Genomic DNA, 26,373 nt, shown 5'->3' with positions numbered 1-26,373 from the left:
GCCTTTAAATACTAAAGACTGACAGAATACCTTAACATATCAATATGCAAAGTTATCCACGGGACACGTCAATTAATGCCATTTTCTTGAAAGAAAAAGCTGGAACAGTTTTATTGATCTCGTATCCCAAAGTCAACTCTTTTCATGAGTTTTAAGCCAAATCCTTTTAATAAACGCTCCGTTGAAGAAGTGACCTTTTTTGATGTTAGCAACACAAAATCTTGATATTTCTTTACAGGTTGCTGCTGTATTTTTTCCGACAATGGCAATAATGATCTGGTATGTTTAGCGATAGCCTTTGCTGGATCAATCCATTTAACGGACCATAAAGCTTGTTCACGAAAGAAGCTAATCAAAAAAGGATAATGTGTGCAGGCTAAAACAATAATATCAGTATATTTGCCATTTTTTTCCACAAAACATGGAAGGATTTCTTTCTTTATCTCTTTCGAATCGATAGATTTTCCCCGTAAATAATTTTCAGCAAATCCAGCAAGCTTTTCACTTCCCACAAGCTGAACATGACACTGTCCAGCAAAAGAGTTGATTAATTCATTTGTATAAGCACGTTTAACTGTTCCAGGGGTTGCTAATACGGAAATAAAACCAGATTTCGTCTGTTCAGCAGCTAATTTAATTGCAGGAACCGTTCCTACAAAAGGAACATGAGGAAAATTTTGTCGTAAATCTGCCATCATCAGTGTAGAAACAGTATTGCAAGCAATGACACATAAGGCGGGATTATAACGTGTTAAAAGGTTTGTAAAAATCTTTAAAATATGGTCTTTCAAAACATTTTCTTCCCAATTGCCATAAGGGAATCCCGCATCATCAGCCACATAAATAAATTGCCTTTCAGGGATAAGAACACGCACTTCCCTTAAGACAGTTAAACCACCAATACCACTATCAAAAAAAAGAACAGGCTGTTCATCCATCAGTTTTCACACTTGTTTGTAATTTTTTACGGTCGCGCTCTTTAGGTGCTCCACTTCCCCGTGGATATTGTGGTGAAAAATAATCCAGTGAAGATATAACGCCCCGCAATAAACGAACCTCAGGTTCACTAAAGTTAGCACGCGTAAAAACAGAGCGTAAATTTGCAAGCATCACTTCTTTGCGTTCTGGGGGTCTAAAATATCCACGAATATCCAAAGCCTCTTCTAACTGAGATAAAAAACCATGAAATATTGTTTTATTTGCAGGTTCCATCTCTGCGGCACGAAATGCCGTATCGCTGACATTCTCTAGACCTGTTTTCATCCATTCGTAAGACATTAAAAGAACCGCTTGCGCAATATTGAGAGATGCAAAAGCAGGATTAACTGGAAAAGTGATAATTTCATCAACAAGGCTGATTTCATCATTTTCTAGTCCCCATCTCTCTCTTCCAAAGACAATACCTGTCTTATGTCCGATACTTTCACGCTGACGTAATACGCTTGCTGCTTCGACAGCACTTTTTACAGTTTTAAATCCACATCTTTCACGCGCTGTTGTGGCAAAAACATAGTGTAAATCTGCAATTGAATCACGCAATGTGTCAAAAATCACAGCGTTGTTAATGACATGATCAGCTTTACTTGCAGCAGCTCTAGCTTTTTCATTTGGAAACATTTCTCGAGGATTGACTAATCGAAGCTTAGAAAGCCCAAAATTTGCCATTGCCCTTGCGACCATACCAATATTTTCAGGAAGCTGCGGTTCAACTAAAATAATAACGGGACCATTTGTTAAATTTTCACGATTCTTATTCGTTCCTGCCATCAATACTCCCTAATTTCACTTAATTTATGCTCCATTCGCTGTTTTTTTAAACGCAATCTTCTTCAAAGTACACCAATGCTTGTTAATAATAAATTTTAAAAGCCATTCAAAGTAGACTATGGAGTTTATACAATTTATATAGGATATCGTAACATTTTTTACATTAATTTTATCTTGTTTAGTAGGTGACAACTCCTACCAGTCATAATCTCAGTTGAATTATGAAATCATAAATCCTAAAAAAGGAATATGTATTTTATTCCCAAACTTTTTCCTGCAAAGCTTATCCGTCGTTATAAACGTTTTCTTGCGGATGTTAAACAAGATGATCAACATGTTTTCACCGTGTCGGTCCCTAATACAGGATCAATGCTTGGATTAACAGCTTCCAACTCCAATATTTGGCTTTCATATCATAACAACAGCAAGCGAAAATATGCCTATCAATTAGAAATTGTTGAAACCGATAATACTTTGGTTGGCATTAATACCACTTTACCCAATAAACTTGCACTAGAAGCAATTCAAAACGAATTACTACCAGAATTAAGTGGGTATAAAACAATCTTAAAAGAACAACGCTATGGGACACAATCACGAATTGACTTTCTTTTACGTGATGACATTCTTCCTGATTGTTACCTAGAAGTTAAAAATGTTCATTTTATTCGTCAAAAAGGATTAGCAGAATTTCCTGATACAGAAACAAAACGTGGTGCACGTCACCTTGAAGAACTTATAGGGGTTGTACAACAAGGAAAACGAGCAGCTATGCTTTATATTATTCAACGAGAAGATTGCTCAGCTTTTACAATTTGTCATGATCTTGATCCACTCTATGGACGTAAGTTTGATTTAGCATTAAAATCAGGAGTAGAATGTTATGCTGTAAAGTGTCATGTAAGTGTAGAAGGCATTTTTCCGATTCAGAGAGTAAAAATAGAAAACAGAAGAAACAATGACTGAGTATATTGAATATAATGAAATACCTTTAAAATTTAATGGAAAAATCCGCATTTTTGATGATTATGCTTTTGCGAAAATGCGTGAAGTTGGTCGTATTGCTGCAGAATGCCTTGATGCGCTTACGGATATTATTAAGCCAGGCGTTACTACGCAAGAAATTGATGATTTTGTATTCATTTTTGGTGCTAAGCGAGGAGCTCTTCCTGCTGATTTAAATTATCATGGATACAGCCATTCATGCTGTACATCCATCAATCACGTTGTTTGTCATGGTATTCCCAATAAAAGACCCTTGCAAGAAGGCGATATTGTGAATGTTGATGTAACCTTTATCCTTGATGGTTGGCATGGAGATTCAAGTCGAATGTATCCTGTTGGAAAAATCAGACGTGCTGCAGAACGCCTTTTACAAATAACCTATGAAAGTCTTATGAAAGGAATTGCTGTTGTTAAGCCTGGAGCAACCACAGGTGATATTGGTGCTGCTATTCAACAGTATGCAGAATCTGAACGGTGCTCAATTGTGAGAGATTTTTGCGGACATGGTATCGGTCAGCTTTTTCATGATGCACCCAATATCCTCCATTATGGAAACCCTGGAGAAGGAGTCGAATTAAAACAAGGTATGATGTTTACAATTGAGCCTATGATTAACCTTGGTAAGCCACAAGTTAAGATTTTATCTGATGGTTGGACTGCCGTTACCCGCGACCGCTCTTTGACAGCACAATATGAACATACAATTGGTGTCACAAATGAGGGGTGTGAAATATTTACACAATCTCCTAAAAATATTTTTTATATTCCCAATTCGTATACCTAATGCACTGTAGAGATGTTATGGCTAAAAAATTAAATCAAAAGGAAGATATTCAAAGTAATCACTTTGCATTAACATCAAGTTTTCCACTCATCCCAGTATCTGAAAGAAAAAGTAAAGAGCCTGAGAAAAACACACAGCTTCATAAACATTATCAAGGACATCGTGAACGTCTTCGGAAACGCTATTTAAAGTCAAAAGGAAATGCAATTGAAGATTATGAATATCTTGAATTATTGCTTTTTCGCACAATCCCCCGCGCAAATACAAAACCCATAGCTAAAAATTTGATAGCACGTTTTGGTTCATTAGCTGATGTATTGGGAGCTGATATTCACCGGCTTCAAGAAGTTCAAGGATGTGGTCCCGCAACTGCAATTGATTTAAAAATTATCTCAGATGTTGCTGGACGTCTTGCTCGTGCACAATTATTTAAACGCGATATTTTTTCATCATGGGATAAAGTGTTAGCTTATTGTAAAGCTGTTATGGCTCACGAAACCCGTGAACAATTTCGTATTTTATTTCTTGATAAGAAAAACGGCTTACTTGCTGATGAGGTGCAACAAACTGGAACTATTGATCATACTCCTGTTTATCCTCGTGAAGTTATTTCTCGAGCTTTAGAGTTATCCGCATCAGGACTGATTTTAGTCCACAATCACCCTTCTGGCGATTCCACACCATCTGACGCAGATATAACAATGACATACAGATTAAAAGACGCAGCAAATGCATTAGGCATTACTATCCACGATCACCTTATTATCGCACGAAATAACCACACGAGCTTTAAAGCATTAAAGCTTATATAAACCTTATAGGATGAAAAAAGGCTTCATTCAACAATGAATAACGAATCAATTTTCTAAATCAATATCTAATATAGCCATTGAAAAATTATAGGACAGCTCATCTTCATCTTCATCTCGATAAATAATACCTAAAAACTCATCCCCCATATAAACCTCACAAGAATCATCTTTCTTAGGCCGTGCTTTGACGTGCAATGCTGAGTTTTGGAATATATTTTTTAAATAATTATTAAGTTTTTTTATTTCATCAGCATTCACTATACTCTCCTATTTTTTGAGACAATTAAAACAATTGCGTGTCATGCAAATAAGACACACCTATGATTCTATAAAGTTAGTAAAAAAGCTTAATCTGAATATTCACTTAATATTACATATATTTACACTGCTTTTTATACATTCATAAAAAACTTCTACAAAAGGAATCCTCATTATTAAATATACCCGTATAAATTAAAAAACGGCAGAAAATTGTATATTTTTAATAATTTTACTTTATTTCTAATTTTAGCATCTGCATTTACAGATTCCTATTCGGGAGAAAAATTGATCAACCATTTATAGTTTTGTTCCTTCTATAAAAAATTCAAAGAACAAAACTTTTTTATTTAAAGCTACAGTTTTTAGCAAAAAACATTATTATATCATTAAAAAATAATTCTTTTTAACGACTTTTTAAAGTAGATATTGTCTAACCTTAGAAGAATTACATCTCTAAAAAATATACAAAATAAGCTAATAAGAGTTCATTTTTCTCTCCATTTTTATAAGAATTCATTTCATAATGGGAAATTTTTAAATAAGCTTTCAGTTTATATAGAAGAATATTAGGTATTTTTGTAAATACTAAAACCTATGAAGAATGCCTATTTTATAGGATAACGAGAAAGAAAATCGATAACTCCTTTTTTATAAACTTTATCGCCTACAGCAAGCATATGATCACGACCAGGAATTGATAAAGCTTCACCATAAGGCAACAAAGCTGCTAATGGTTCTGCAGCGCCACCAATTTCATCTAATGAACCAACGGCAACAAGTGCAGGTTGTTCGATTTTGTAAATTTCAGATGCCGTTAACTCCTGTTTTGATGTGATAATACAAGCAGCCAGAGCACGTCTATCGCTTTTCGTTTGATCAGCAAATTTACGGAACATTAAACCGCGCGTATTGGTAATGGTAGAAATATCTTCCGCTAAAAGAGCTTCAGCCACAGGCTCCCAATTTCCTGCTCCCGTTACCATACCAATACCTAAACCACCAAAAATAACGCTGTTCACATATGTTGGATGCAAAAGAGCCATAAAAGCACTAATACGAGCTCCCATAGAATATCCCATAACATGGGCTTTAGATAACTCTAAATGCTGTAGTAACTTTATCGCATCACCAGCCATAGCTTGAGGTGTATAAAAAGCAGGATCATAACTTTTAACTGAATCTCCGTGACCGCGATTATCAAGAGCAATAACACGATATCCTGCTTCCGTGAGAATACGAAACCAACCTGTCGCATACCAATTCACCCGTGCAGAAGATCCAAAACCATGAATCAACAAAACAGGAGCGCCTTGCCCTTCTTCTCGATAAGCAAATCGCAAACCATCATATTCAAAAAAACGAATATCTTCAGCGGTCATTTTTTATTGCACTTTCCACAAAGTACAGGATGAATAACACGTTGCCCTTTTTGTATCTGTTTTTCAGAAACTTCACCAGCATTAATTTCAAGTGCAAAAGCTGCAGGAACTCCTGAGGAAATAGTGTTTGTTGAAAATGGAGAAGTATTTTCAATAATCGATACAATAATTCCCTCAGAGTTTAAAAAAATCATATCTAAAGGTAAAGGTGTATTTGCCATCCACATAAAAAACTTCTGCTCATCTCCCGATAGATAACCTTTTTGCTGCTTAAAGAGCATTGCACGATCGCGTGGAAAATCAGTCCGATACATTAAACCAGCTGCTGCTTGAAATGGCGTAAAAGCAAGCTCTACCTTATAATAAATCGCACCTTGCTTTGTATGTATTTCTAAAGGAATTGGATGAACGGGAATCTCTATGGGATTCTTTGCTAAAACAATATGCACGTTTAACATAAAAAGTATCGCCAATAAAATGATATGCTCTTTTTTAAAAGGCTTTAACATTCTTGTCTCCACCACAGAAAAATTTCAAACTTTGTTTCTAAAATAAAAAGTGCTAAAAAATCAAAAAAGAGAGCTGTTTCCTTGTTTTTCTCTATTTTTTCTCAACACAATAGGCGCAATTTTTCCATTTGGTTTACCGATTCACGAGAGTCATATTTTCTTGAAATATATTTACCTCTCTAGCTTTTTATGCAATAATCACCTTTAAAAAACACAGAAAACATACTGATTTTACTAGTAAAATTCAATGCACAATAATTTAATGCGTAGAAAAAGGAATACCTATATCTGGATAAATTTCTGCTGTCATTAAACCTTTTTCCCCTTTTCCAAAACGCACAAGAACAACTTGGCCCGAACGAAGCTCTGCTAAACCAAAACGACGCAACGTCTCCATATGAATAAAAATATCTTCTGTTCCTTGTCCACGGCTAAGAAAACCGAAACCTTTATCACGATTAAACCATTTAACAATTGCACGTTCTAGGCCACTTTCTGGAGTCACAACAACATGGGTACGGGCTGGAACTTCTGATGGGTGAACAGCTGAAGAACAATCTATGGATTTCACCTGAACGCACTTTAATCCTCGTTCAGTTTTTTCCACAGCACAAATAACTTTAGCTCCTTCCATCGCTGTTTGAAAACCATCCCGTCGCATTACTGTAACATGCAATAATATATCGGGAAAATGAGGTAAATCAGGTACAATAAATCCATACCCCTTACTACCATCAAACCACTTAATGACACCACTTATTTCAATAATCTCTCCACAAGCACCTATACTCTCCTCAGATAGGGAACAATCCTTTAATGCATCCTTACTCGTCATAATAACGTGATCCTGTAGCTTTTATAAATTGTACGATATTGATTCTCTAATTTTAAGTAAACATTGCTCTTGTACCAACACGCAAGTCCCAAGATAAGATTTCCCCATATTGTCGTATCTTCTATGTTAACATCAGCGAATATCAACATGAATATTTATAAAACTATTTGATTGTACGCTTTATATATCTTACAAAGAATGCCCTACAAAAGAGATCATATAAAAGGTTTTTTTACATAATGATATTTTCATTAATGCGTAACTTGCATGATGAAGAAGTTCAATATAAGGTGCAAAAACGACAATTCAACTAAGGAAAATGCGCATGCAATTGAAAAAAATCCTTACAACAATCACAGCATTCATTGCATTTACAGCAAATGTATATGCAAGTGAACCTATCAAAATTGGTGTTTATCTTCCATTAAGTGGTCAAAATGCATTTGGAGGTCAGCTTGAAATTAGAGGTATAGAACTAGCCCATAAAAAAGTTCCAGAAATTTTAGGCCGTAAAGTGGAACTTGTTATTATTGATAATAAGTCTGATAAAGTAGAAGCAGCTAATGCTGTTATGCGTTTAACAGCAAGTGAAAAAGTGAGTGGAATCATTGGGAGCTATGGCTCTTCGCTTTCGTTGGCAGGTGGTGAAATATCTGAAAAAGCAAAGACTCCAACCATTGCAACGTCCTCAACGAGTCCCCTTGTTACACAGGGTAAAAAATATTACTTTCGCGCTTGCTTTATTGATTCCTATCAAGGAGTAGGAATCGCAACTTATGTAAGCCAAACTTTACACGCAAAAAAAGCTGCTATCCTCAAAGATATTTCAAACGATTATGCTATTGGTCTTGCAAGTTATTTTACACGTGCTTTCAAAAAATTAGGTGGTGAAGTTATCTCAAATTTAAACTATAATTCCGGAGATCAGGATTTTTCAGCTGTTCTTACGCAAATTATTGCACAAAAACCTGATATTTTATTCATTCCATCTTATTTTTCTGAAGGTGCTATCATCATGAAACAAGCACGAGAATTAGGAGCGAAGTTTCAAATTATGGGTGGAGATGCTATGGATAATCCAGAAACCATTACGATTGCAGGAAAAGCGGCAGAAGGCTTCTTACATACAACACTTCCCTATAGTGAGGATATGCCAAATATGTCAGTAGCTGCGCAAGAATTCACAAAAGAATGGAGAGAAGCTTACCCTGACAAAGAGCCAAATATCAATTCTGTTTTAGGGTACACGAGTTATATGATGTTTATGAAGGCTATTGAAAATGCAGGTAGCGCTGATCGTGAAAAAATTACTATCGCACTTAGCAAATTAAAAGATTTTCCAACTCCCTTTGGTGATATGTCCATGGATGAAAATCATAATCCTAAAATTCCTATTGGTATCATTAAAATACAGGATGGAAAACGTGTTTATTTAGAAGAAGTTAAACCTGCTTTTTAATTAAGAAGTTTTACTAATGAAAATACAAGAATTGGTTGAGGATCTTTTCTCAACCAAAAACTTAAAGGTTTCTTGTTGTCTTATGTAAATTAACAAATGTGGAAGGATGAGAGATGAGCACTGAAATGTTCATCCAGTATTTTTTTAATGCACTGGCATTGGGATCTCTTTATGGACTTATCGCTATTGGTTATACTATGGTCTACGGTATACTGAGACTCATTAATTTTGCTCACGGTGATATTTTTATGCTGGGAGCATATTTTGTTTTCTTTTCCACAATTGGCTTTATGCCTGCTTGGGCAGCCCTTCTTCTTTTGTTCCTCGCTGCTCTTGTTTATTATTCGGTCTTTGTAGGGTTTAAAAGGCGTCCTCCAATTTATTGGATTGCTGTTTTTTTAATTCTTGCTTTAGGGTTTGTTTATTACTTTAAAATTTCTCCACAGGATTTCACTCCGATTTGGGTTTTAGCGCTTTGTTTTTCCATTTTTATTACAAGTGCAGTGGGTGTTACTGTTGATCAATTTGCCTATAAACCTCTACGCCATGCTCCACGTATCTCGGCATTGATCGGTGCGATCGGTGTTTCTTTTTTTATTGAAAATCTTGCTACTGTACTCTTTAGTGGTATTCCGAAAGGTGTAAAACAACCAGATTTTCTTGTAACACCATTTTTATGGCATCTAGGATCAGACGCAGATGGTATCATTAGAATTGCTCCTATGTCTCTGATTGTTCCCGTTGTGTCATTAATTCTTATTGTATTACTGTTATGGATTATCCATAAAACGAAACCGGGTCTTGCTATGCGTGCAATCTCCCATGATATTGAAACGACGCGTTTGATGGGTGTATCTGTTAATAAAGTCATTGCATTTACATTTGGAATAGGCTCAGCACTTGCCGCTATATCAGGCATTATGTGGTCTTTGCGCTATCCTCAAATTCAGCCTTATATGGGTGTTCTTCCTGGTCTCAAAGCATTTATCGCTGCTGTTATCGGAGGGATTGGTTCGATACCAGGAGCAATGTTGGGAGGATTGTTATTAGGGTTTATTGAAATTATGATTATCGCATTTTTCCCCGCGCTATCTGGATATCGAGATGCCTTCGCTTTCATTTTATTGATTCTGATTTTATTGATATTGCCCACAGGATTAATGGGTAAAAAAAGTCAGGAGAAAATCTAATGGCAAAGTCAGTGACAACTATTTTATCGTGTATAAGTGTTTTAGTTCTCATAGGTTTTTTATTTTATGCTGATAGCCATTTTAATGACTATACGCTTCGTATCATAAATCTGATTGCTATTAATGCGATACTGGCAATTTCGCTTAATTTGATTTATGGTTTTACAGGTATGTTTTCTCTTGGACATGCTGGCTTTATGGCTATTGGTGCTTATGTCTGCGCAATTTTACTGCTTTCTCCTGAACAAAAAGAGATGATGTGGATTCTTGAGCCTATCGCTGAACCATTGTATCATCTGCAATTACCTTTTTTCATTGCTGTTGTTGTAAGTGGTTTGTGTGCCGCAGTTGTAGGTTTATTGATTGCTTTGCCAATATTGCGTCTTGGTGGTGATTATCTTGGAATTGCAACATTGGGTTTTGCAGAAATTATTCGCATTGTCATTACAAATGCAACATCGCTCACAAATGGCTCTTTAGGAATCAAAGGAATACCTCAAAATGCAACATTATGGTGGAACTATGGTTGGCTAGCATTCACAGTTCTCTTTATTGTTCTCTTACTGCGAAGCAATACTGGTAATGTATTACGTGCTATTCGTGATGATGAAATAGCTGCGAAAACTATGGGAATTAACGCTTTTTTCTACCGTAGTTTTTCTTTTACTGTTGGAGCGTTTTTTGCAGGTATAGGTGGAGCATTAATGGCTGCTCTTATTTCAACCATTGATCCCAAAATGTTTAATTTTCTTCTCACTTTTAATATTTTGATGATTGTTGTTGCTGGTGGTTTGGGTTCAATTACAGGGAGTATTATTGGTAGCATTGTTATTACAGTTATGCTTGAATGGCTTCGTATTATTGAAAGTCCATTTGACTTAGGTTTTATACATATTCCAGAAACACCAGGACTTCGTATGGTTGTTTTTTCTCTTTTATTGCTGGTAATTATCTTGTTTTGGAGAAAAGGCTTGATGGGACAACGTGAATTCTCATGGAATGGAATTTATAGCTTTCTGATACGCAAAAAACTTTCTAATACTGAGGGAAATCTATGAACGACACCATCCTTTCACTCAACGAGATCGTCATGCGTTTTGGCGGATTAGTTGCTGTAAATAATATTAATATGGCAATTAAACGAGGAAGTATTACTGGATTAATTGGTCCCAATGGTGCTGGAAAAACAACAGTTTTCAATATGATTTCGGGATTTTATGCCCCTACAAGCGGTATCATTCTTTTTGATGAGCAAAAAATTTCTGGAGCACCTCCTTATATTATCTGCAGACGCCATATCGCCCGAACATTTCAAAATATTCGTCTTTTTTCAGGGTTAACGGTTTTGCAAAATGTTATGGTGGGGGCGCATGTTCGACAAAAATATCCTTGGTTTTCTTCAGCTCTATTTTTTTCAAAAGCAATGAAAGAAAAAAAAGAAATTTATAAAAACTCCATGGAGCTTCTTGAACGGCTACAACTTGATCACCTTGCCAATCAATCGGCAACAGCTTTACCTTATGGTGTGCAGCGACGTCTAGAAATTGCACGTGCGTTAGCCACAAAGCCCAAATTGCTTCTTCTTGATGAACCTGTTGCTGGCATGAATCCACAAGAAAGCGAAGATCTTAAAGAATTTATAACAAAAGTGCAAAAAGACTTTGATCTTACAATTCTTCTTATCGAGCATGATATGAAAGTGGTTATGGGACTTTGCCAACATATTTTAGTCATGGAACATGGCTGTTGCATTGCCAATGGTACACCAGATGAAATTCGTAATAACCCTAAAGTTATTGAAGCTTATCTTGGCGGAGATGTGTATGGATATTCTTAAAATAAAAAATCTTCACGTTCATTATGGTGCCATTAAAGCTGTCCAAGATCTTTCTATGTCCATAAAAAAAGGAAGTATTGTCACTTTAATTGGCGCCAATGGTGCAGGAAAAAGCAGTATTGTACGTTCTATTACAGGACTTAATCGCTCTGTGTATGGAGAAATTACCTATAATGGCAAATCAATTATTAAAAAGTCACCAGAAGAGATTTTGCGTTTAGGGATTGCTCTCAGTCCTGAAGGGCGTCGTATTATGCCTCATCTCACTGTTTTAGAGAATCTCCATCTAGGTGCTTATATCCGTCATGATAAACAGGGAATTTCTCGTGATATTGAATGGATATTTGATCTTTTTCCACGCCTACGTGAAAGATCAAAACAGTTGGGAGGAACAATGTCAGGTGGGGAACAACAAATGGTTGCTGTAGGCCGCGCACTCATGAGCAATCCTGATATGGTCATATTAGATGAACCGTCGTTGGGATTAGCGCCCCTTCTCGTTCGGGAAATTTTTTCAATTATCCGAAAAATTAATGATATGGGAAAAACTGTTCTTCTTATTGAGCAAAATGCATTTGCTGCACTTTCCATAGCTGACTATGCTTATATTTTAGAGGTAGGGCATATTTTATTTCACGGTGAAGGTAAAGCTATGCTTTCTGATCCACGTGTTAAAGAAGCCTATCTTGGTGGATAAAGGCTACAAATTAAGGAAATAAAGTTCTCCCCTCCTCCTTTTAAAAAAGCATCTCTCTATTTAATGAGAAATGCTTTTTTGCGCTTAACTATGATATCCACCATTTTTCTGCACAGTATACTCCTGCTGCTTGTTCAATAATGTGCGCTATCTGAAAAATAACTTCCTCAGAAAAAGGTTTACCAATCAATTGCAGTCCTAACGGTAAACCATTTGATGACAGACCAGCAGGAACAGAAATTCCTGGTAAACCAGCCATATTAACTGGTACCGTAAAAATATCATTAAGATACATTGCGACAGCATCATTTTTTATTTTTTCATCAGCAATACCAAAAGCAGGTGTTGGTGTTGCTGGTGTCAAAATAGCATCAATGCCTGAAGCAAAACATTGGTCAAAATCACGCTTTACGAGTGTTCTTACTTTTTGAGCTCTTAAATAACAGGCATCATAATACCCAGATGAAAGAACATAAGTTCCAACTAGAATGCGCCGTTTGACTTCATCTCCAAAACCAACAGAACGCGTATTTTCATACATCTCAATGATGTCTTTTCCAGGCATGCGCAAACCAAAACGCACACCATCATAACGCGCTAAATTAGAAGAGGCTTCTGCAGGAGCGATAATGTAATAAGAAGGTAGAGCATATTTTGTATGGGGCAAAGAAATATCTTTAATCTCAGCACCTGCTTCTTTTAACCAATTTATTCCTTTTTGCCAAAGCTCAATAATTTCTGGAGACATTCCATCTACATGATATTCTTTTGGAATACCGATTTTCATTCCTTTGATTGATTGACCAAGATAACTTTCATAATCAGGAACTGGTAAATTGACGGAAGTAGAATCTTTTTCATCAAAAGAGGCCATTGATCTTAGTAAAATAGCACAATCACGAACATCTCTAGCAACAGGTCCAGCTTGATCAAGAGATGAAGCAAACGCAACAACGCCCCATCGCGAACAACGTCCATAAGTTGGCTTTATTCCTACAGTTCCAGTAAAAGCTGCGGGTTGACGTATTGAGCCACCTGTATCGGTTGCAGTTGCACCAGCACAAATTTGTGCCGCAACAGCGGCTGCGGATCCCCCCGAAGAACCACCGGGTACGAGTTTTTCATTTGAGCCTTTTTTTCTCCATGGACTAATAACGGGACCATAATATGATGTTTCGTTGGATGAGCCCATAGCAAACTCATCCATATTAAGTTTTCCTAACATCACAGCACCATCTTGCCATAAATTAGCCGTGACAGTTGATTCATAGTGCGGTTTAAAACCATCAAGGATATTTGAACAGGCTTGAGTATGAACACCATAGGTTGCAAAAAGATCTTTAATCCCCAAGGGAATTCCTTCCAAAAGCCCTTCCTGCCCTCTCGCTAAGCGACTGTCTGATTCAGCAGCCATTTTCATTGCCTGTTCTGCTGTTATTGTTACATAAGCATTCAAAATTGGATTAGCTGATTCTATTGCTTGTAAATAAGCTTCCGTTAATTCTGTTGCTTTGAGATTTTTCTTTATTAAAGCATCACGAGCTTGCGCAATTGTGAGAGTTGTTAAATCAGTCATATTGGTTCTCAAATTTCAAAAATATAAAAAGTTACTCAACAATTTTTGAGACAAGAAAAAAATTTTCTTCTGTAACAGGGGCATTGGCTACAATATCTGCTGCTTTATCGCCATCTGTAACACTATCTTCACGCATTCGTAGAGTCATCGGCATCACAGAAGTTAATGGCTCAACTCCACTGACATCAACTTCATTCAATTGCTCTACAAAACCTAAAATAGCATTGAATTTTTTTGTCACAGGTTCTATCTCATCATCGTGGAGAGCAATCCTTGCTAAATGTGCTATCCGCTTGACTGTCTCTTGATCAACAGACATACTCTTTACGCCTTTCTGCTTTTTTGTTTATTTATTGATCTTTATTCTGGCTATACAAGGCTGCACTTGTAAGTGCAAGAATATTAGATAACATGAATAAAGAATATAACTATAGATCTGAAACATTAAAAAACGTATTATACCTTTATGACTGTTATTAATATAGATGAAGTTATAACACATCTTTTGCCTAGACAAACGATAGCAGGCTTAGATTTAGGGACAAAAACGATCGGAATTGCGATTTCTGATAGGGGGTTGATTGTCTCAAATCCGCGTCCTGTATTACAGCGAAAAAAATTTACAGAAGATGCTTACACACTTATTAAAATTTTTGACCGTGAAAATGTAGGCGTTATTATCATTGGCTTACCTCTTAACATGAATGGAAGCAGTGGCTCTCGTGTTCAAGCAACCAGAGCTTTTGTGAGCAATATGAAAGCTTATACAAAAATTCCATTTGTTTTTTGGGACGAACGTTTATCAACAATTGCTGCGGAACGGTCTCTTTTAGAAATGAATGTATCGCGCGCTAAAAGAGCAAGCCGTATTGATTCGGCAGCCGCCGCTTTTATATTGCAAGGTGCTCTCAATAGAATTCAAAACTTTTATCATATGGAAGGATAGAGGACATTGAGCAAATGCCCTGCATTATATCGCGCAATGAGCATCCCGTAAGAAGATCTCCATTGTCCCCCAAGGCGGCTTTCCATATAGGCATTCGCAACATGTTCTATGTCTGTAGAACGTAATGCTGCTGCTGCTGCTGCATAAGCTACTTGTTCAACAAAAAATCTTCCTGCACCTTCATTTGCTGATGCCATATCACCTGCTGACTTAATAATTTCAATTGCTCGGGGTCCCGCTGGTCCAATATCAAGAGCAATTTTTTCCAACAATTTCTGAAACAATCCCGGTGCTTTTTCAGCAATAAGAATGGCATCCTTTACCAATTGATTAGCAGAACTATTTCTCACAATTCGCGCAGGCCCATTATGCAACATTTGTGATAATGGATTATTCTCTATAAAACTTTCAATACCAAGTTGTGCAATAATTTCACCAATAATAGGCACAACCAATTGACTTACATGATAAGCAATAATAGGTGTCATAATGCGGGCAAAAGCTGCTTCAGAACGGTCATTTGCTGCATTGTCAAATGCTCTCGCTAAACGCAAAACCAATGCTTGTGAGGCAGCTATATCTAATGCAATATCTGCAAAAATACGTTCTGTCAGTGGAGGTAAAGGCTGATTGGGTATTTTTTTCCGGAAAAAATCCATACCAAATTGAAGAGCCGCTCGTAAAACACCTGCCGATATGACAGATTGATCGAAACGCATCATCGTCTCGATATCTTTAATAACTTTAAGCCCTTCTCCAGCATTTCCCAAAAGCCAGCCATAACTGCCTTGGAAGTCGACAACCCCCTCTGGTGTTAAAAGTTCTCCAGATCGCTGAATTAAATGACGAATCGATATAGATCCATTTAATGCGCCATTTTCTTGTATGCGTGGAATAAAAAAACAACTTAAATGACCATCTAAATCTGCACTAACAAGATATCCGTCAGCGGTAGGATTAATAACGTTGGTTTTTACAACATTTAAACGATATAGATCACGTTCCATACTTTCATCGAAAGAAATTTTCTTAACACTTGGAAAATTGAAAGCGTATTTTTCAATATCGTCAAATGCACAAGTTAGAGAAGCAGCCTTTTTATGATGAATAGGCTTTGATGAGGAATCATATTGGCGTGATAAAAGGACATGTTGCCATTTTTTGAAGAGCTCAATATCACTAATTAAAACAGCAATAGCTGCACTCGTTATGATAACTTCATTCAAATGTCCTGTTTCTAAACCAGCAGATAAAGCTAAACGAATCGCACGCGCTTGATAGCGTACTCCATTTTCTGAGCTCGTATTTTCCCAAAGCGAGGTAACCAAACCTGCTTGTCTAGAATATTGTTGAAGAGCTTGATAGGAAGAATGGATCTCTAATCTTTCTGTTGGTTGCCCCCATTCATCATTATAGCATAGTAAAGGCTTATAATGATTCGCTAAGCAAGAAAGTTTCCATGCTTCTCGACTCGCGGCAAAATCCCCTATTTCTTCAAAACTTGCTAACAAAAACTTAGGCAAAGTAGAAGCAATACGAAACATAAGCGTATCGCTAAGAAATGTATTTTTTCGACGAGTATTTTGCGCAGATACAGCACTCATAGGTATATTCCTACATTCAAATCATTCATATCATAGACTATTTGTCTTTTTAGAGTTAAGAAACATTTATCATATTCAAACAAATGCTTGTTTAACCTGTTTAGAGAGAGATAAAGAAGAATGCTATGATGCAAGATAATTTTTTTCCACTTTTCCCTCATCAACATCTTTTAGCTATTAAAGATCTAAGTGTACAAGATCTTAATACATTGCTTGATCGTGCAGAAGCAAATGTTATCCTTTCTAACAAAATTGATAAAATAAAATCTACTTTGCATGGACGGACTCAAATTAATCTCTTTTTTGAAGCCTCTACGCGAACACAATCTTCTTTTGAATTAGCGGGTAAAAGGCTAGGTGCACACGTGATGAGTCTTGCGATCGGCAACTCATCTGTAAAAAAAGGAGAAACATTACTTGATACAGCTATAACTCTCAATGCGATGAAGCCAGATATACTGGTTTTTCGCCATAACAGTGCAGGAGCGGCAGCTTTATTAGCACAAAAAGTTGATTGTTGTGTTATTAATGCAGGTGATGGTGCTCATGAACATCCAACCCAAGCTTTATTAGATGCTCTAACCATTAAAAGGACAAAAGGTCGTATTGAAGGATTAACTGTTGCGATTTGCGGAGATATCTTACACTCACGTGTTGCCCGTTCCAATATCCTGTGTCTCAATGCTTTGGGTGCTCGTGTTCGTGCTGTTGCTCCTTCAACACTCTTACCCGCAGAAATCGCTCATATGAGTGTTGAGGTTTTTAACACGATGAAAGAAGGTCTTAAAAATGCTGACGTTATCATGATGTTGCGCTTACAGCATGAACGGATGACAGGATCTTTTATTCCTTCTACGCGTGAATATTTCCATTATTTTGGCTTACATAAAGAAAATTTAGCCTATGCCAAAAATGATTCTATTATTCTGCACCCTGGACCAATAAACCGTGGTGTGGAGATTGCATCCGATATAGCAGATGGACCACAAAGTATGATTCATACACAAGTAGAAATGGGAATTGCAGTGCGTATGGCTGTCATGGAGGCTCTATTAGATTCACGCGCAAAGATCAGTGGAGAAAAAAAATGATAAAACCAGTTGTTTTTCAAAATGCTCGTATTATTGATCCTTCGCGCGCAATCGATGAAATTGGTACAGTTATTATTGAAAATGGACGAATTATAGCCGCTGGAAAAGAAGCTCTGAATCAAGGATTTCCTGAAGAAGCAGAAGTTATTAACGCACAAAACAAAGCAATTCTCCCTGGACTTGTTGATGCGCGCGTTTTTGTTGGAGAATTAGGGAATGAACATTGTGAAACAATTGCATCAGCAAGTCAAGCGGCCGCAGCAGGTGGTATTACTTCCTTTTTGATGATGCCAGACACGCACCCAGTCATTGATAATGTAGCACTCGTTAAATTTATTACGCATACAGCACAGGAAATGTCATCGGTCAATATTTATCCTGTTGCTGCCATCACACAAGGTTTCAACGGACAAGAAATAACTGAATTTGGTTTGCTCAAGGATGCAGGGGCTGTTGCTTTTAGTGAAGGAAAAAAAACACTTCAAAATTCATCTGTTATGCGACGGGCAATGAGTTATGCACGCGATTTTGATGTTCCATTGATGCATGAAACGCAAGATAAAGATCTTACAGGGCAAGGTGTAATGAATGAAGGACTGCTTGCCAGTTGGCTTGGTCTTTCTGGCATCCCACGCGAAGCAGAAGTTATCCCACTTGAAAGAGATCTGCGATTAGCAGTATTAACGCAAACACGCTATCATGCTGCTCAAATATCGACAGCACTCTCTGCTGATGCACTTCGTTTAGGTAAAAAACGCAGTGAGAAAATTTCAGCGGGTGTATCTATTAATCATTTATCTTTCAATGAAAATGACATTGGTGAATATCGCACCTCTTTTCGCTTAATGCCCCCATTGCGTACAGAAGAAGACCGTATAGCAATGATTGAAGCAATAAAGGATGGGACTATAGATGTTGTTGTCTCTTCTCATGATCCTCAGAGTATTGACAAAAAACATTTACCATTTAATGACGCGGCAGTTGGCGCTATTGGTATGGAGACCTTATTGAGCGCAGCTTTACGCCTCTATCATGATGAGAGCTTATCTCTTCTACGGATAACGGAACTTTTGTCAACGGCGCCTGCAAAGCTCTTTGGACTCAATGCAGGAACACTCAAAAAAGGTACTCATGCAGACCTTATTGTGGTTGATCTTGAAGAACCATGGGTTGTTTCAAAAGAGAAGCTCTATTCACATTCAAAAAATACCCCTTTTGAGAATGCACGTTTTCAAGGACGCGTGCTCCAGACTTTTGTGAAAGGGAAAAACGTTTTTAAACTTGATCAACAAACTTAATGAGATTCTTAATGAATGAAGCAGAAATATTTTTTCAGTTCACTCCATGGTTTATTTTCCTCATATCTTATCTCATTGGCTCGATTCCATTTGGGCTTCTTTTTACGAAATTGTTCAAAATTGGTGATATAAGAACAATCGGTTCCGGCAATATTGGAGCAACAAATGTTTTACGAACAGGAAATAAAAAGCTTGCTGCTCTAACACTTCTTTGTGATATGTTAAAAGGAACTATCGTTGTTTTCGTTACAAAATTTTTTAGTGATCCGCTAGACAATAGTATTCTTATTTCTCTAGCAGGCTTTTTTGTTTTCTTAGGACATCTTTTCCCCGTATGGCTTAAATTTAAAGGCGGCAAAGGTGTTGCTACCTATCTAGGGGTGTGCTTAGGAATCTATTGGCCTGCAGCAATTATTTTTATTATTGTATGGAGTGCGATTTTTCTTCTCATGCGTTATTCTTCACTATCTGCGCTTATTGCTGTTACGATCACACCGGTATTTGTTTTTTATTTTTCCGCTTCTTATTTCTGTTGTATGCTGATTATGATGAGCATATTTGTTTTCATAAAACATTATGCAAATATCGGTAGATTATTAATTGGGGAAGAAAATAAGATTGGTACGAAAAACGGAGATAAATAAAGGAATCCTGCTTACTGATCGTCAACGTCTAAGCTGGTTACGGTTATTGCGCAGTGAAAATATTGGAGCTGTTAGTTTTCGCAATCTCATTGATCATTATAAAACAGCAGAAAATGCTCTGGCAGCGCTGTCAGAGCTTAGTAGAAAAGGTGGTGGTTCTGTATCTATTAAAATAGCAAGCTTAGAAGATGCAGAAAAAGAAATGCAAGAAGCTGAAAGATTAGATGTCCGGTTTATCGGTATAGGAGAACCAGATTATCCAGCTTTTCTTAAGGTTACAGAAGCCCCTCCGCCGCTTATTGCTATCAAAGGTAATGTTGCAATTTTTCAAAAAACTTCTATTGGAATTATAGGTTCTCGAAATGCTTCAGCTGCGGGAAAAAAGCTTACGGCTCAATTTGCGCGTTTTCTCGGAGAAGCAGACTTTGTAACAATTTCTGGGCTTGCTCGTGGAATTGATAGTGTTGCGCATCAAGCAAGTTTAAAAACAGGAACTGTTGCAGTCATGGCTGGAGGAATTGATCATATCTATCCTCCTGAAAATAAAAAGTTGCATGAAGATATTATTGCCAACGGTGGAGCCATCATCAGCGAAATGCCCATTTCTTGGCAGCCGCGTGCTATCGATTTTCCAAGAAGAAACCGTATTATTGCAGCTTTGTCACTTGGTCTCTTGGTTGTAGAGGCAGCTCTGCGCTCAGGATCCTTAATTACCGCACGTCAAGCAGCTGAAATGGGACGGTTAATTTTTGCCATTCCCGGTTCTCCACTTGATCCAAGATCTGTTGGTACCAACAATCTTATCAAAGACGGAGCTCTACTCACCACACATCCTTCTGACATCATAGAAACACTTACGCCATTAATTTCACCGCTTCCAAATTCCCAACTCAATTTTTTTGAGGAACCATCCTCTTTACAACTTGAAAAGGAGAATTTTAATTTAGCAGATAAAAAAAACAACAGCCTCTCTTTAGCAGATGATGATGCAGCACGCGCAGCAGTTCTCTCCGCTCTTTCAACAACGCCAATCGATTTAGACACACTCAGTATCCACTCAGGTGTTTCACTCCCAGTTCTCTACCTCTTGTTGGTAGAACTCGACCTTGCTGGAAAGCTTATTCGACACTCTGGTGGTTGTGTGTCATTGTCGAATCTTGATCTTCCCCAAGAGCCTCAGCACTATTAATAATGCTTTGCCCTTCTTTGGCAACCATATCCAAAAGCAATGCTAAAAGCGGACTGTGCGCCTGACGCGCCATCTGATTCATTTGCTTTGACATGTCTGTAATATATTGGATAACTTTTAAATGATTTATAAACATAATCCTCTATCCTTGAGCATTTCCCCTCCTACCTCTCAATAGACGTTATTTTAGTATTTCGCCGTATGTTTTTGTAATAACAGTGGAAAATAAATCGTGTAATTCTATATAGGGTGTACTCTAATAATGACAATCATAAGTTGTACAATATTCATGTTTTTTATATGGCTAATATTTTTTTATGTGCTCTTAAGCAATTGGCATTAGCTATTCGCGTGAAAGGCGTTTATAAAAAAATTTTTATTTCAATATTTGGGTAAAATTATGAATATCGTTATCGTTGAATCTCCAGCAAAAGCAAAAACAATTAATAAATATCTTGGGTCTCAATACAAAGTTGTCGCATCATTTGGACATGTTCGTGATTTGCCTGCAAAAGATGGTTCTGTTTTACCGGATCAAGATTTTTCTATGAAATGGGATATAGATTCTGCTGCCGCTAAACGTTTAAATGAAATAGCAAAAGCCGTTAAAGAAGCCGATAGCCTTATATTAGCAACAGACCCTGATCGTGAAGGGGAAGCTATTTCATGGCATATTCTGGATGTTCTCCGTCAAAAAAAAGTTTTAAAAGATAAACCTATTAAAAGAGTTGTCTTCAATGCCATCACCAAAAAGTCTGTGCTTGATGCTATGAACAATCCACGTGATATTGATACATCGCTTGTAGATGCTTATCTTGCGCGTCGTGCTCTTGATTATCTCGTTGGTTTTACACTTTCACCTGTTTTATGGCGTAAACTTCCTGGTGCGCGTTCAGCAGGACGCGTTCAATCGGTTGCTTTGCGTATTATTTGTGATCGTGAATCAGAAATAGAACATTTTATCAAAGAAGATTATTGGTCCATTACAACACAGTTAAAAACCATCCGAAATGATGGTTTCCAAGCAAGATTGACAATGTTTAATCAAAGAAAAATAGGCAAGCTTGATATTCAATCTCAAGAACAAGCAGACCAAATTCGCTTTATGTTGGAGCAAGCCCAATACCATACACTCAGTGTTGAAGCAAAACCTACAAAGAGAAATCCTTTTCCTCCATTTACAACCTCCACACTACAACAAGCAGCTTCTTCAAAATTAGGATTTTCAGCTTCTCGCACTATGCAAATTGCCCAAAAGCTTTATGAAGGTATTGAAATTAACGGTGAAACGGCAGGGCTTATTACTTATATGCGTACCGATGGTGTGCAAATAGCACCTGAGGCTATTGATTCAGCAAGAAAAGTTATTCATGAAACTTTCGGAAAAGACTATATTCCTGAAAAGCCACGTTTTTATTCAACAAAGGCAAAAAATGCACAGGAAGCACACGAAGCGATCCGTCCAACAGATTTTCAACGCAATCCTAGTCAAGTCCGTAATTTTCTCGATAGCGATCAAGCAAAGCTCTATGAGCTAATATGGAAGCGTGCTATTGCCAGCCAAATGCGCTCTGCTGAAATTGAACGTACAACTGTTGAAATTGAAGCACAACAAGGAGAAAACCATGCAAATCTACGAGCAACAGGATCTGTTATTCGCTTTGATGGCTTTATTTCCGTCTACACGGATCAACGAGACGAAGAAAATAATGAAGAAAATGAATCAACACGTTTACCACAAATAAACACTGGTGAAGCACTGACAAAAGAAAAAGTTGAATCTATACAACATACCACAGAGCCCCCTTCTCGTTATTCTGAAGCTTCATTAATTAAAAAGCTTGAGGAGTTAGGAATTGGTCGTCCTTCAACTTATGCATCCACATTGGCGACATTGTGTGACCGTGGATATATTGTCATTGATAAACGAAAGCTTATTCCCGATGCTAAGGGACGTATTGTTACAGCCTTTCTTGAAAATTTCTTTAATCGCTATGTAGAATATGGTTTCACAGCAGATCTTGAAGAAAAGCTGGATCTTATCTCTGATGGCAAACTTTCTTGGAAAGACGTATTGCGAGATTTTTGGGATGGATTTAATGCATCTATTATCAATATCCAAGAACTCCGTATAACTAATGTTCTTGATGCTTTAAATGTAACATTAGCACCTCTCGCTTTTCCTGAACGCGAAGATGGAAGTGATGTACGTTCCTGTCCTCTTTGTAAAAATGGTCAATTATCATTAAAACTTGGTCGTTATGGTGCTTTTGTTGGCTGTTCCAATTATCCCGAATGTAAATACACACGCCAACTTGGTACAGACACTGGAGAAGAGAATGAAGCTATACGCAATGATGAACCTGTTATACTTGGTATTGACCCTGAAACAGGAAAAGAGATCTCTCTTCGTAATGGCCGCTTTGGTCCCTATATTCAACTTGGTGAAAGCAAAGAAGTTAAGCGTGCAGGACTACCAAAAGAATGGCAGGCAGAAAATGTAACCCTTGATAAAGCCTTGGCTTTACTATCCCTTCCCCGTGAAATTGGCATTCATCCTGAAACCGGAAAAACAATCACGGCTACGATTGGACGATATGGTCCCTATCTTAGCCATAACGGAAAATCTGCGCGCCTTCTTCATGCAGATGAAGTTTTTGATATTGGTATCAATCGCGCTGTTACAGTATTAGCAGAACAACAAGAAAACAAAACCAGGCAAAGCAGAACAACACCTGAAGCATTGGCAACATTAGGAGAGCATCCCGAAGGAGGAACCATTACCGTGCGCAACGGGCGTTATGGTCCTTATGTCAATTGGGGTAAAATTAATGCAACATTGCCAAAAGATAAAGATCCCATTAGTGTAACACTTCCAGAGGCACTAGAACTTATATCGGCTAAAGCATCGAGTAAAAAAACAACTTCAAAAAGAGCTTCTTCTAAAACAAAAGCAAAAATAAAAGAGATATAAATTTTGGCTAAAGGTGAAAAAAACATAAAATATCTCTCTTCATTCAAGGGGAAAACTTTTCCCAATAAGGAAGCAATCCTTTCCTTTATAATTAAGAATCCTAACCACTCAAGTAAACGAGAAATCGCCAAAGCTTTTAACTTAAAAGGTGATTCTCGTATTTTGCTTAGAGATATGTTACGTGAGTTGAAGGATCAAAATCTTATATCTAAACACCGCAAAAGAGCAATAAACAAAGGAAAATTACCTCCTGTTACTTTAGTAAAAATTAGCGGACGTGATAAAGATGGAAGTTTTATTGCACAACCTCTTGAATGGGAAGATTCTCCAAAGCCCAATATTGAAATACACTCTTTTCATCACATAAAAGGAAGTAATATTGGTGTTGGAGATCATATTCTTGTAAAAGTTTTTCGAAATAAAAATTCTGAAAGCTCAAGCCATCCTTATACGGGACGAATTATTCGTAAAATTGATGTATCTCCCAAAAGCGCATTTGCTATTGTACGAAAATTGGAAAATAATCAATTGCGCCTTGATCCTATAGACCGCAAAACCAATGAACTTATTGTTGAAATGTCTCCAGAAATGAAGATTGAAACGGGTGATCTCGTTGAAGTCGAAATAAAAAAAAATACTGGTTACGGATTAAAGAGCGCAAAAATAAAGAATGTTTTAGGGCACATTAAGAGTGAGAAAACACTCTCAATGATAGCGCTTCTTTCGAAAGGAATTCCTTATATTTTTCCTGAAAGTGTTCTTGAGCAAGCCAAACATATCAAAGCTGCCAATATGGATAATCGTGAAGATTGGCGACAATTACCCTTTATTACAATTGATCCACCAGATGCAAAAGACCATGATGATGCAGTTTATGCAACCAAGGATAAGGATCCAGCAAACAATGATGGTTGGATTATTATTGTAGCCATCGCAGATGTTTCTTACTATATCAAAACAGGAAGTGCTTTAGATAAAGAAGCATTGAAACGCGGAAATTCTGTTTATTTTCCCGATACTGTTGTGCCAATGCTGCCTGAACGCCTTTCTCATGATTTATGTTCTCTACGTGAAGGAAAAGAACGGCCAGCTTTAGCAGTTCGTATGATTTTTGATGCAAACGGTAATAAACGAAAACATAGTTTTCATCGTATTATGATGCGGGTAAGAGCCAAACTTTCTTATCAAGAAGTACAATTGGCAATTGAAGGTAATATAAATGAAAAAATAGCCCCTCTTTTTGAGAGCATTTTGCACCCCTTATGGGAAGCCTATGCATGCCTTAAAGCTGCGCGAAATCTTCGACAACCACTAGAATTAGAAATTGCAGAAAAAAAGATTATTCTTGATCAAAATGGATGCATAAAAGATGTTGTGAGTGAAACACAATTAGAAGCACATCGTTTGATTGAAGAGTTTATGATACAAGCAAATATTGCAGCTTCTGAAACCTTAAAAGAACATCATCAGCCCCTCATCTACCGTATTCATGAGAAACCCTCTCTTGCCAAGCAAGAAATACTTCGGAGCTTTCTTCAAAGTTTGGGGATACCACTTTCCCGCGGAAGCGAACTTACCTCAGCGCGCCTTAATAGAATTTTAGAAAAGGTCGCTCATACTCAACAACAAGAACTAGTCAATCAAGTTATTTTGCGTTCACAATCACAAGCAGAGTACAACCCTAAAAATAGTGGCCATTTTGGTTTGAACTTGCAGAACTATACACATTTTACATCACCAATCCGTCGTTATGCTGATCTCATTATTCATCGAGCACTCATTAAAGCTCTCAAATTAGGAAATGATCAATTAACAGAGACACAAGAACAAAATCTTGCAGAAATTGCTACGCAAATTTCTTTATATGAGCGCCGTGCGATGGTAGCTGAAAGAGAAACGATTGATCGGCTTGTTGCTCACTATTTAACGAATAAAATCGGTCGTATTTTTACAGGTCGCATTTCCGGAGTTATAAAAGCAGGTCTTTTTATCTCACTTGATAAACTCAATACAGATGGTTTTGTCCATATTTCTACACTTAAAAATGATTATTATCATTTTGATGAAACACAACATGTTCTTGTAGGACAGCGTAGCCATAAAGGCTATCAACTCAGTGATGTTGTAGAAGTAAAACTTATAACGGTACAACCTTTTGCTGGCGCTTTATGCTTTGAACTCTTAACAAAACCTCGTCCAATAAAATTTTCACCAACATCCTACCATAAAAACAAATTAAAAAAACAAAAATATACTTTTTATGGGAAAAGAAAAAATTAATTAAAAATAAAAAGTAAAAAACATTTTTATAATTTTCGTTGTATTATTTTTTATTTTAAAGTCTAAAAATCTTTATTAAAAATAATTAAACCTCTTGTTTCTCTCTTTAAAAGCATATAAATAATAATGACTTAAAGCTAAGAAAAGACCTATAATATGTAGTATTTATATTATTTTTATGTTTTATTTAGTATATAAAGGTATGTGATTTATTTTATAAATATAGTAATTTTATA

25 protein-coding genes are annotated in these 26,373 nt (G+C 36.9%); 15 read left to right on the top strand and 10 right to left on the bottom strand.

What is annotated here, in order from left to right; genetic code table 11:
• Positions 1 to 110: 110 nt before the first annotated feature.
• Entirely contained in the window at positions 111 to 938 is an 828-nt protein-coding gene (gene murI, locus ACFILZ_RS04405; protein ID WP_375606883.1) for a glutamate racemase, read from the bottom strand.
• Positions 931 to 1,767: an RNA methyltransferase gene (locus ACFILZ_RS04400; RefSeq protein ID WP_375606884.1), complete on the bottom strand. Its 837-nt coding sequence runs from the start codon at positions 1,765 to 1,767 to the stop codon at positions 931 to 933. Before ACFILZ_RS04400 ends, murI begins: the two co-directional genes overlap by 8 nt.
• A gap of 249 nt (positions 1,768 to 2,016) precedes the next feature.
• Between ACFILZ_RS04400 and sfsA the strand changes: the two genes are divergently transcribed.
• From sfsA to radC, 3 genes are read left to right on the top strand one after another with little or no spacing between them, the layout of a single operon-like run.
• Complete coding sequence (sfsA, locus tag ACFILZ_RS04395) at positions 2,017 to 2,733, top strand: DNA/RNA nuclease SfsA (protein WP_375610373.1); 717 nt, start codon at positions 2,017 to 2,019, stop codon at positions 2,731 to 2,733.
• Positions 2,726 to 3,556: a type I methionyl aminopeptidase gene (gene map / locus ACFILZ_RS04390; protein WP_375606886.1), complete on the top strand. Its 831-nt coding sequence runs from the start codon at positions 2,726 to 2,728 to the stop codon at positions 3,554 to 3,556. Before sfsA ends, map begins: the two co-directional genes overlap by 8 nt.
• Positions 3,557 to 3,573: 17 nt before the next feature.
• Positions 3,574 to 4,368: a DNA repair protein RadC gene (radC, locus tag ACFILZ_RS04385; protein WP_375606887.1), complete on the top strand. Its 795-nt coding sequence runs from the start codon at positions 3,574 to 3,576 to the stop codon at positions 4,366 to 4,368.
• A 45-nt stretch (positions 4,369 to 4,413) separates the two neighbouring features.
• On the opposite strand, the gene ACFILZ_RS04380 is transcribed toward radC, so the two are convergent.
• The 4 genes from ACFILZ_RS04380 to ACFILZ_RS04365 form a co-directional block, all read right to left on the bottom strand.
• The gene (locus tag ACFILZ_RS04380; RefSeq protein ID WP_375606888.1) at positions 4,414 to 4,626 is read right to left on the bottom strand and encodes a DUF3126 family protein; all 213 of its coding nucleotides are present in this window, start codon (positions 4,624 to 4,626) and stop codon (positions 4,414 to 4,416) included.
• A 608-nt stretch (positions 4,627 to 5,234) separates the two neighbouring features.
• Complete coding sequence (locus ACFILZ_RS04375; protein ID WP_375608351.1) at positions 5,235 to 6,008, bottom strand: alpha/beta fold hydrolase; 774 nt, start codon at positions 6,006 to 6,008, stop codon at positions 5,235 to 5,237.
• The gene (locus ACFILZ_RS04370) at positions 6,005 to 6,517 is read right to left on the bottom strand and encodes a DUF192 domain-containing protein (protein WP_375610374.1); all 513 of its coding nucleotides are present in this window, start codon (positions 6,515 to 6,517) and stop codon (positions 6,005 to 6,007) included. Before ACFILZ_RS04370 ends, ACFILZ_RS04375 begins: the two co-directional genes overlap by 4 nt.
• 259 nt (positions 6,518 to 6,776) lie before the next feature.
• A complete protein-coding gene (locus tag ACFILZ_RS04365) occupies positions 6,777 to 7,352 on the bottom strand; it encodes a cold-shock protein (protein ID WP_375606891.1) in 576 nt (191 codons plus the stop codon).
• A gap of 325 nt (positions 7,353 to 7,677) precedes the next feature.
• On the opposite strand from ACFILZ_RS04365, the gene ACFILZ_RS04360 reads away from it, so the two are divergent.
• The 5 genes from ACFILZ_RS04360 (at position 7,678) to ACFILZ_RS04340 (ending at position 12,535) form a co-directional block, all read left to right on the top strand.
• Positions 7,678 to 8,811 (top strand): ABC transporter substrate-binding protein, encoded by a 1,134-nt coding sequence (locus ACFILZ_RS04360; RefSeq protein ID WP_375610375.1) that lies wholly within the window; start codon positions 7,678 to 7,680, stop codon positions 8,809 to 8,811.
• A gap of 113 nt (positions 8,812 to 8,924) precedes the next feature.
• Positions 8,925 to 10,001, top strand: coding sequence for a branched-chain amino acid ABC transporter permease (locus ACFILZ_RS04355; RefSeq protein ID WP_375610376.1), 1,077 nt, complete (start codon positions 8,925 to 8,927; stop codon positions 9,999 to 10,001).
• Positions 10,001 to 11,059, top strand: coding sequence for a branched-chain amino acid ABC transporter permease (locus tag ACFILZ_RS04350; RefSeq protein ID WP_375606894.1), 1,059 nt, complete (start codon positions 10,001 to 10,003; stop codon positions 11,057 to 11,059). Before ACFILZ_RS04355 ends, ACFILZ_RS04350 begins: the two co-directional genes overlap by 1 nt.
• A complete protein-coding gene (locus tag ACFILZ_RS04345) occupies positions 11,056 to 11,838 on the top strand; it encodes an ABC transporter ATP-binding protein (protein ID WP_375606895.1) in 783 nt (260 codons plus the stop codon). Before ACFILZ_RS04350 ends, ACFILZ_RS04345 begins: the two co-directional genes overlap by 4 nt.
• Entirely contained in the window at positions 11,825 to 12,535 is a 711-nt protein-coding gene (locus ACFILZ_RS04340) for an ABC transporter ATP-binding protein (protein ID WP_375606896.1), read from the top strand. The genes ACFILZ_RS04345 and ACFILZ_RS04340 overlap by 14 nt, the downstream gene beginning before the upstream one ends.
• Before the next feature lie 88 nt (positions 12,536 to 12,623).
• Here ACFILZ_RS04340 and gatA read toward each other — a convergent pair whose 3' ends face one another.
• Both gatA and gatC read right to left on the bottom strand, forming a co-directional pair.
• The gene (gatA, locus tag ACFILZ_RS04335) at positions 12,624 to 14,111 is read right to left on the bottom strand and encodes an Asp-tRNA(Asn)/Glu-tRNA(Gln) amidotransferase subunit GatA (RefSeq protein ID WP_375610377.1); all 1,488 of its coding nucleotides are present in this window, start codon (positions 14,109 to 14,111) and stop codon (positions 12,624 to 12,626) included.
• Positions 14,112 to 14,142: 31 nt separating this feature from the next.
• Positions 14,143 to 14,430, bottom strand: coding sequence for an Asp-tRNA(Asn)/Glu-tRNA(Gln) amidotransferase subunit GatC (gene gatC, locus ACFILZ_RS04330; RefSeq protein WP_375606898.1), 288 nt, complete (start codon positions 14,428 to 14,430; stop codon positions 14,143 to 14,145).
• A 147-nt stretch (positions 14,431 to 14,577) separates the two neighbouring features.
• On the opposite strand from gatC, the gene ruvX reads away from it, so the two are divergent.
• Entirely contained in the window at positions 14,578 to 15,057 is a 480-nt protein-coding gene (gene ruvX, locus ACFILZ_RS04325) for a Holliday junction resolvase RuvX (RefSeq protein ID WP_375610378.1), read from the top strand.
• On the opposite strand, the gene ACFILZ_RS04320 is transcribed toward ruvX, so the two are convergent.
• A complete protein-coding gene (locus ACFILZ_RS04320) occupies positions 15,042 to 16,661 on the bottom strand; it encodes an acyl-CoA dehydrogenase family protein (protein ID WP_375610379.1) in 1,620 nt (539 codons plus the stop codon). The two genes, ruvX and ACFILZ_RS04320, sit on opposite strands and share 16 nt — an antisense overlap.
• Before the next feature lie 125 nt (positions 16,662 to 16,786).
• Here ACFILZ_RS04320 and ACFILZ_RS04315 point away from each other — a divergent pair, with 125 nt between their 5' ends.
• From ACFILZ_RS04315 to dprA, 4 genes are read left to right on the top strand one after another with little or no spacing between them, the layout of a single operon-like run.
• Positions 16,787 to 17,752 carry an aspartate carbamoyltransferase catalytic subunit gene (locus tag ACFILZ_RS04315; RefSeq protein WP_375608348.1) on the top strand — a complete coding sequence of 322 codons (966 nt, stop codon included), beginning with the start codon at positions 16,787 to 16,789 and terminating at the stop codon, positions 17,750 to 17,752.
• Positions 17,749 to 19,050: a dihydroorotase gene (locus ACFILZ_RS04310; RefSeq protein ID WP_375610380.1), complete on the top strand. Its 1,302-nt coding sequence runs from the start codon at positions 17,749 to 17,751 to the stop codon at positions 19,048 to 19,050. Before ACFILZ_RS04315 ends, ACFILZ_RS04310 begins: the two co-directional genes overlap by 4 nt.
• A gap of 11 nt (positions 19,051 to 19,061) precedes the next feature.
• Positions 19,062 to 19,694, top strand: coding sequence for a glycerol-3-phosphate 1-O-acyltransferase PlsY (plsY, locus tag ACFILZ_RS04305; RefSeq protein ID WP_375610381.1), 633 nt, complete (start codon positions 19,062 to 19,064; stop codon positions 19,692 to 19,694).
• On the top strand, positions 19,651 to 20,883 hold the full coding sequence (dprA, locus tag ACFILZ_RS04300; RefSeq protein ID WP_375610382.1) for a DNA-processing protein DprA: 1,233 nt from the start codon (positions 19,651 to 19,653) through the stop codon (positions 20,881 to 20,883). The genes plsY and dprA overlap by 44 nt, the downstream gene beginning before the upstream one ends.
• On the opposite strand, the gene ACFILZ_RS04295 is transcribed toward dprA, so the two are convergent.
• Positions 20,813 to 21,019, bottom strand: a complete 207-nt coding sequence (locus tag ACFILZ_RS04295; RefSeq protein WP_005773510.1) for a hypothetical protein — start codon at positions 21,017 to 21,019, stop codon at positions 20,813 to 20,815. The genes dprA and ACFILZ_RS04295 overlap by 71 nt on opposite strands.
• A gap of 264 nt (positions 21,020 to 21,283) precedes the next feature.
• On the opposite strand from ACFILZ_RS04295, the gene topA reads away from it, so the two are divergent.
• A complete protein-coding gene (topA, locus tag ACFILZ_RS04290; RefSeq protein WP_375610383.1) occupies positions 21,284 to 23,857 on the top strand; it encodes a type I DNA topoisomerase in 2,574 nt (857 codons plus the stop codon).
• Between the two features lie 3 nt (positions 23,858 to 23,860).
• Entirely contained in the window at positions 23,861 to 26,137 is a 2,277-nt protein-coding gene (gene rnr / locus ACFILZ_RS04285; RefSeq protein ID WP_375610384.1) for a ribonuclease R, read from the top strand.
• The last annotated feature ends 236 nt before the right edge of the window (positions 26,138 to 26,373 follow it).

The sequence above is a fragment of the Bartonella sp. AP40SXNS genome (assembly GCF_042195825.1).
Lineage (GTDB): Bacteria > Pseudomonadota > Alphaproteobacteria > Rhizobiales > Rhizobiaceae > Bartonella.
This window is presented reverse-complemented; position numbering and strand designations above follow the sequence as displayed.

Bases quoted from the DNA above. Each gene is read 5' to 3' on its own strand.
- murI (WP_375606883.1), bottom strand. From the start codon at position 938: ATGGATGAACAGCCTGTTCTTTTTTTTGATAGTGGTATTGGTGGTTTA.
- ACFILZ_RS04400 (WP_375606884.1), bottom strand. From the start codon at position 1,767: ATGGCAGGAACGAATAAGAATCGTGAAAATTTAACAAATGGTCCCGTT.
- sfsA (WP_375610373.1), top strand. From the start codon at position 2,017: ATGTATTTTATTCCCAAACTTTTTCCTGCAAAGCTTATCCGTCGTTAT.
- map (WP_375606886.1), top strand. From the start codon at position 2,726: ATGACTGAGTATATTGAATATAATGAAATACCTTTAAAATTTAATGGA.
- radC (WP_375606887.1), top strand. From the start codon at position 3,574: ATGGCTAAAAAATTAAATCAAAAGGAAGATATTCAAAGTAATCACTTT.
- ACFILZ_RS04375 (WP_375608351.1), bottom strand. From the start codon at position 6,008: ATGACCGCTGAAGATATTCGTTTTTTTGAATATGATGGTTTGCGATTT.
- ACFILZ_RS04370 (WP_375610374.1), bottom strand. From the start codon at position 6,517: ATGTTAAAGCCTTTTAAAAAAGAGCATATCATTTTATTGGCGATACTT.
- ACFILZ_RS04365 (WP_375606891.1), bottom strand. From the start codon at position 7,352: ATGACGAGTAAGGATGCATTAAAGGATTGTTCCCTATCTGAGGAGAGT.
- ACFILZ_RS04360 (WP_375610375.1), top strand. From the start codon at position 7,678: ATGCAATTGAAAAAAATCCTTACAACAATCACAGCATTCATTGCATTT.
- ACFILZ_RS04355 (WP_375610376.1), top strand. From the start codon at position 8,925: ATGAGCACTGAAATGTTCATCCAGTATTTTTTTAATGCACTGGCATTG.
- ACFILZ_RS04350 (WP_375606894.1), top strand. From the start codon at position 10,001: ATGGCAAAGTCAGTGACAACTATTTTATCGTGTATAAGTGTTTTAGTT.
- ACFILZ_RS04345 (WP_375606895.1), top strand. From the start codon at position 11,056: ATGAACGACACCATCCTTTCACTCAACGAGATCGTCATGCGTTTTGGC.
- ACFILZ_RS04340 (WP_375606896.1), top strand. From the start codon at position 11,825: ATGGATATTCTTAAAATAAAAAATCTTCACGTTCATTATGGTGCCATT.
- gatA (WP_375610377.1), bottom strand. From the start codon at position 14,111: ATGACTGATTTAACAACTCTCACAATTGCGCAAGCTCGTGATGCTTTA.
- gatC (WP_375606898.1), bottom strand. From the start codon at position 14,430: ATGTCTGTTGATCAAGAGACAGTCAAGCGGATAGCACATTTAGCAAGG.
- ruvX (WP_375610378.1), top strand. From the start codon at position 14,578: ATGACTGTTATTAATATAGATGAAGTTATAACACATCTTTTGCCTAGA.
- ACFILZ_RS04320 (WP_375610379.1), bottom strand. From the start codon at position 16,661: ATGAGTGCTGTATCTGCGCAAAATACTCGTCGAAAAAATACATTTCTT.
- ACFILZ_RS04315 (WP_375608348.1), top strand. From the start codon at position 16,787: ATGATGCAAGATAATTTTTTTCCACTTTTCCCTCATCAACATCTTTTA.
- ACFILZ_RS04310 (WP_375610380.1), top strand. From the start codon at position 17,749: ATGATAAAACCAGTTGTTTTTCAAAATGCTCGTATTATTGATCCTTCG.
- plsY (WP_375610381.1), top strand. From the start codon at position 19,062: ATGAATGAAGCAGAAATATTTTTTCAGTTCACTCCATGGTTTATTTTC.
- ACFILZ_RS04295 (WP_005773510.1), bottom strand. From the start codon at position 21,019: ATGTTTATAAATCATTTAAAAGTTATCCAATATATTACAGACATGTCA.
- topA (WP_375610383.1), top strand. From the start codon at position 21,284: ATGAATATCGTTATCGTTGAATCTCCAGCAAAAGCAAAAACAATTAAT.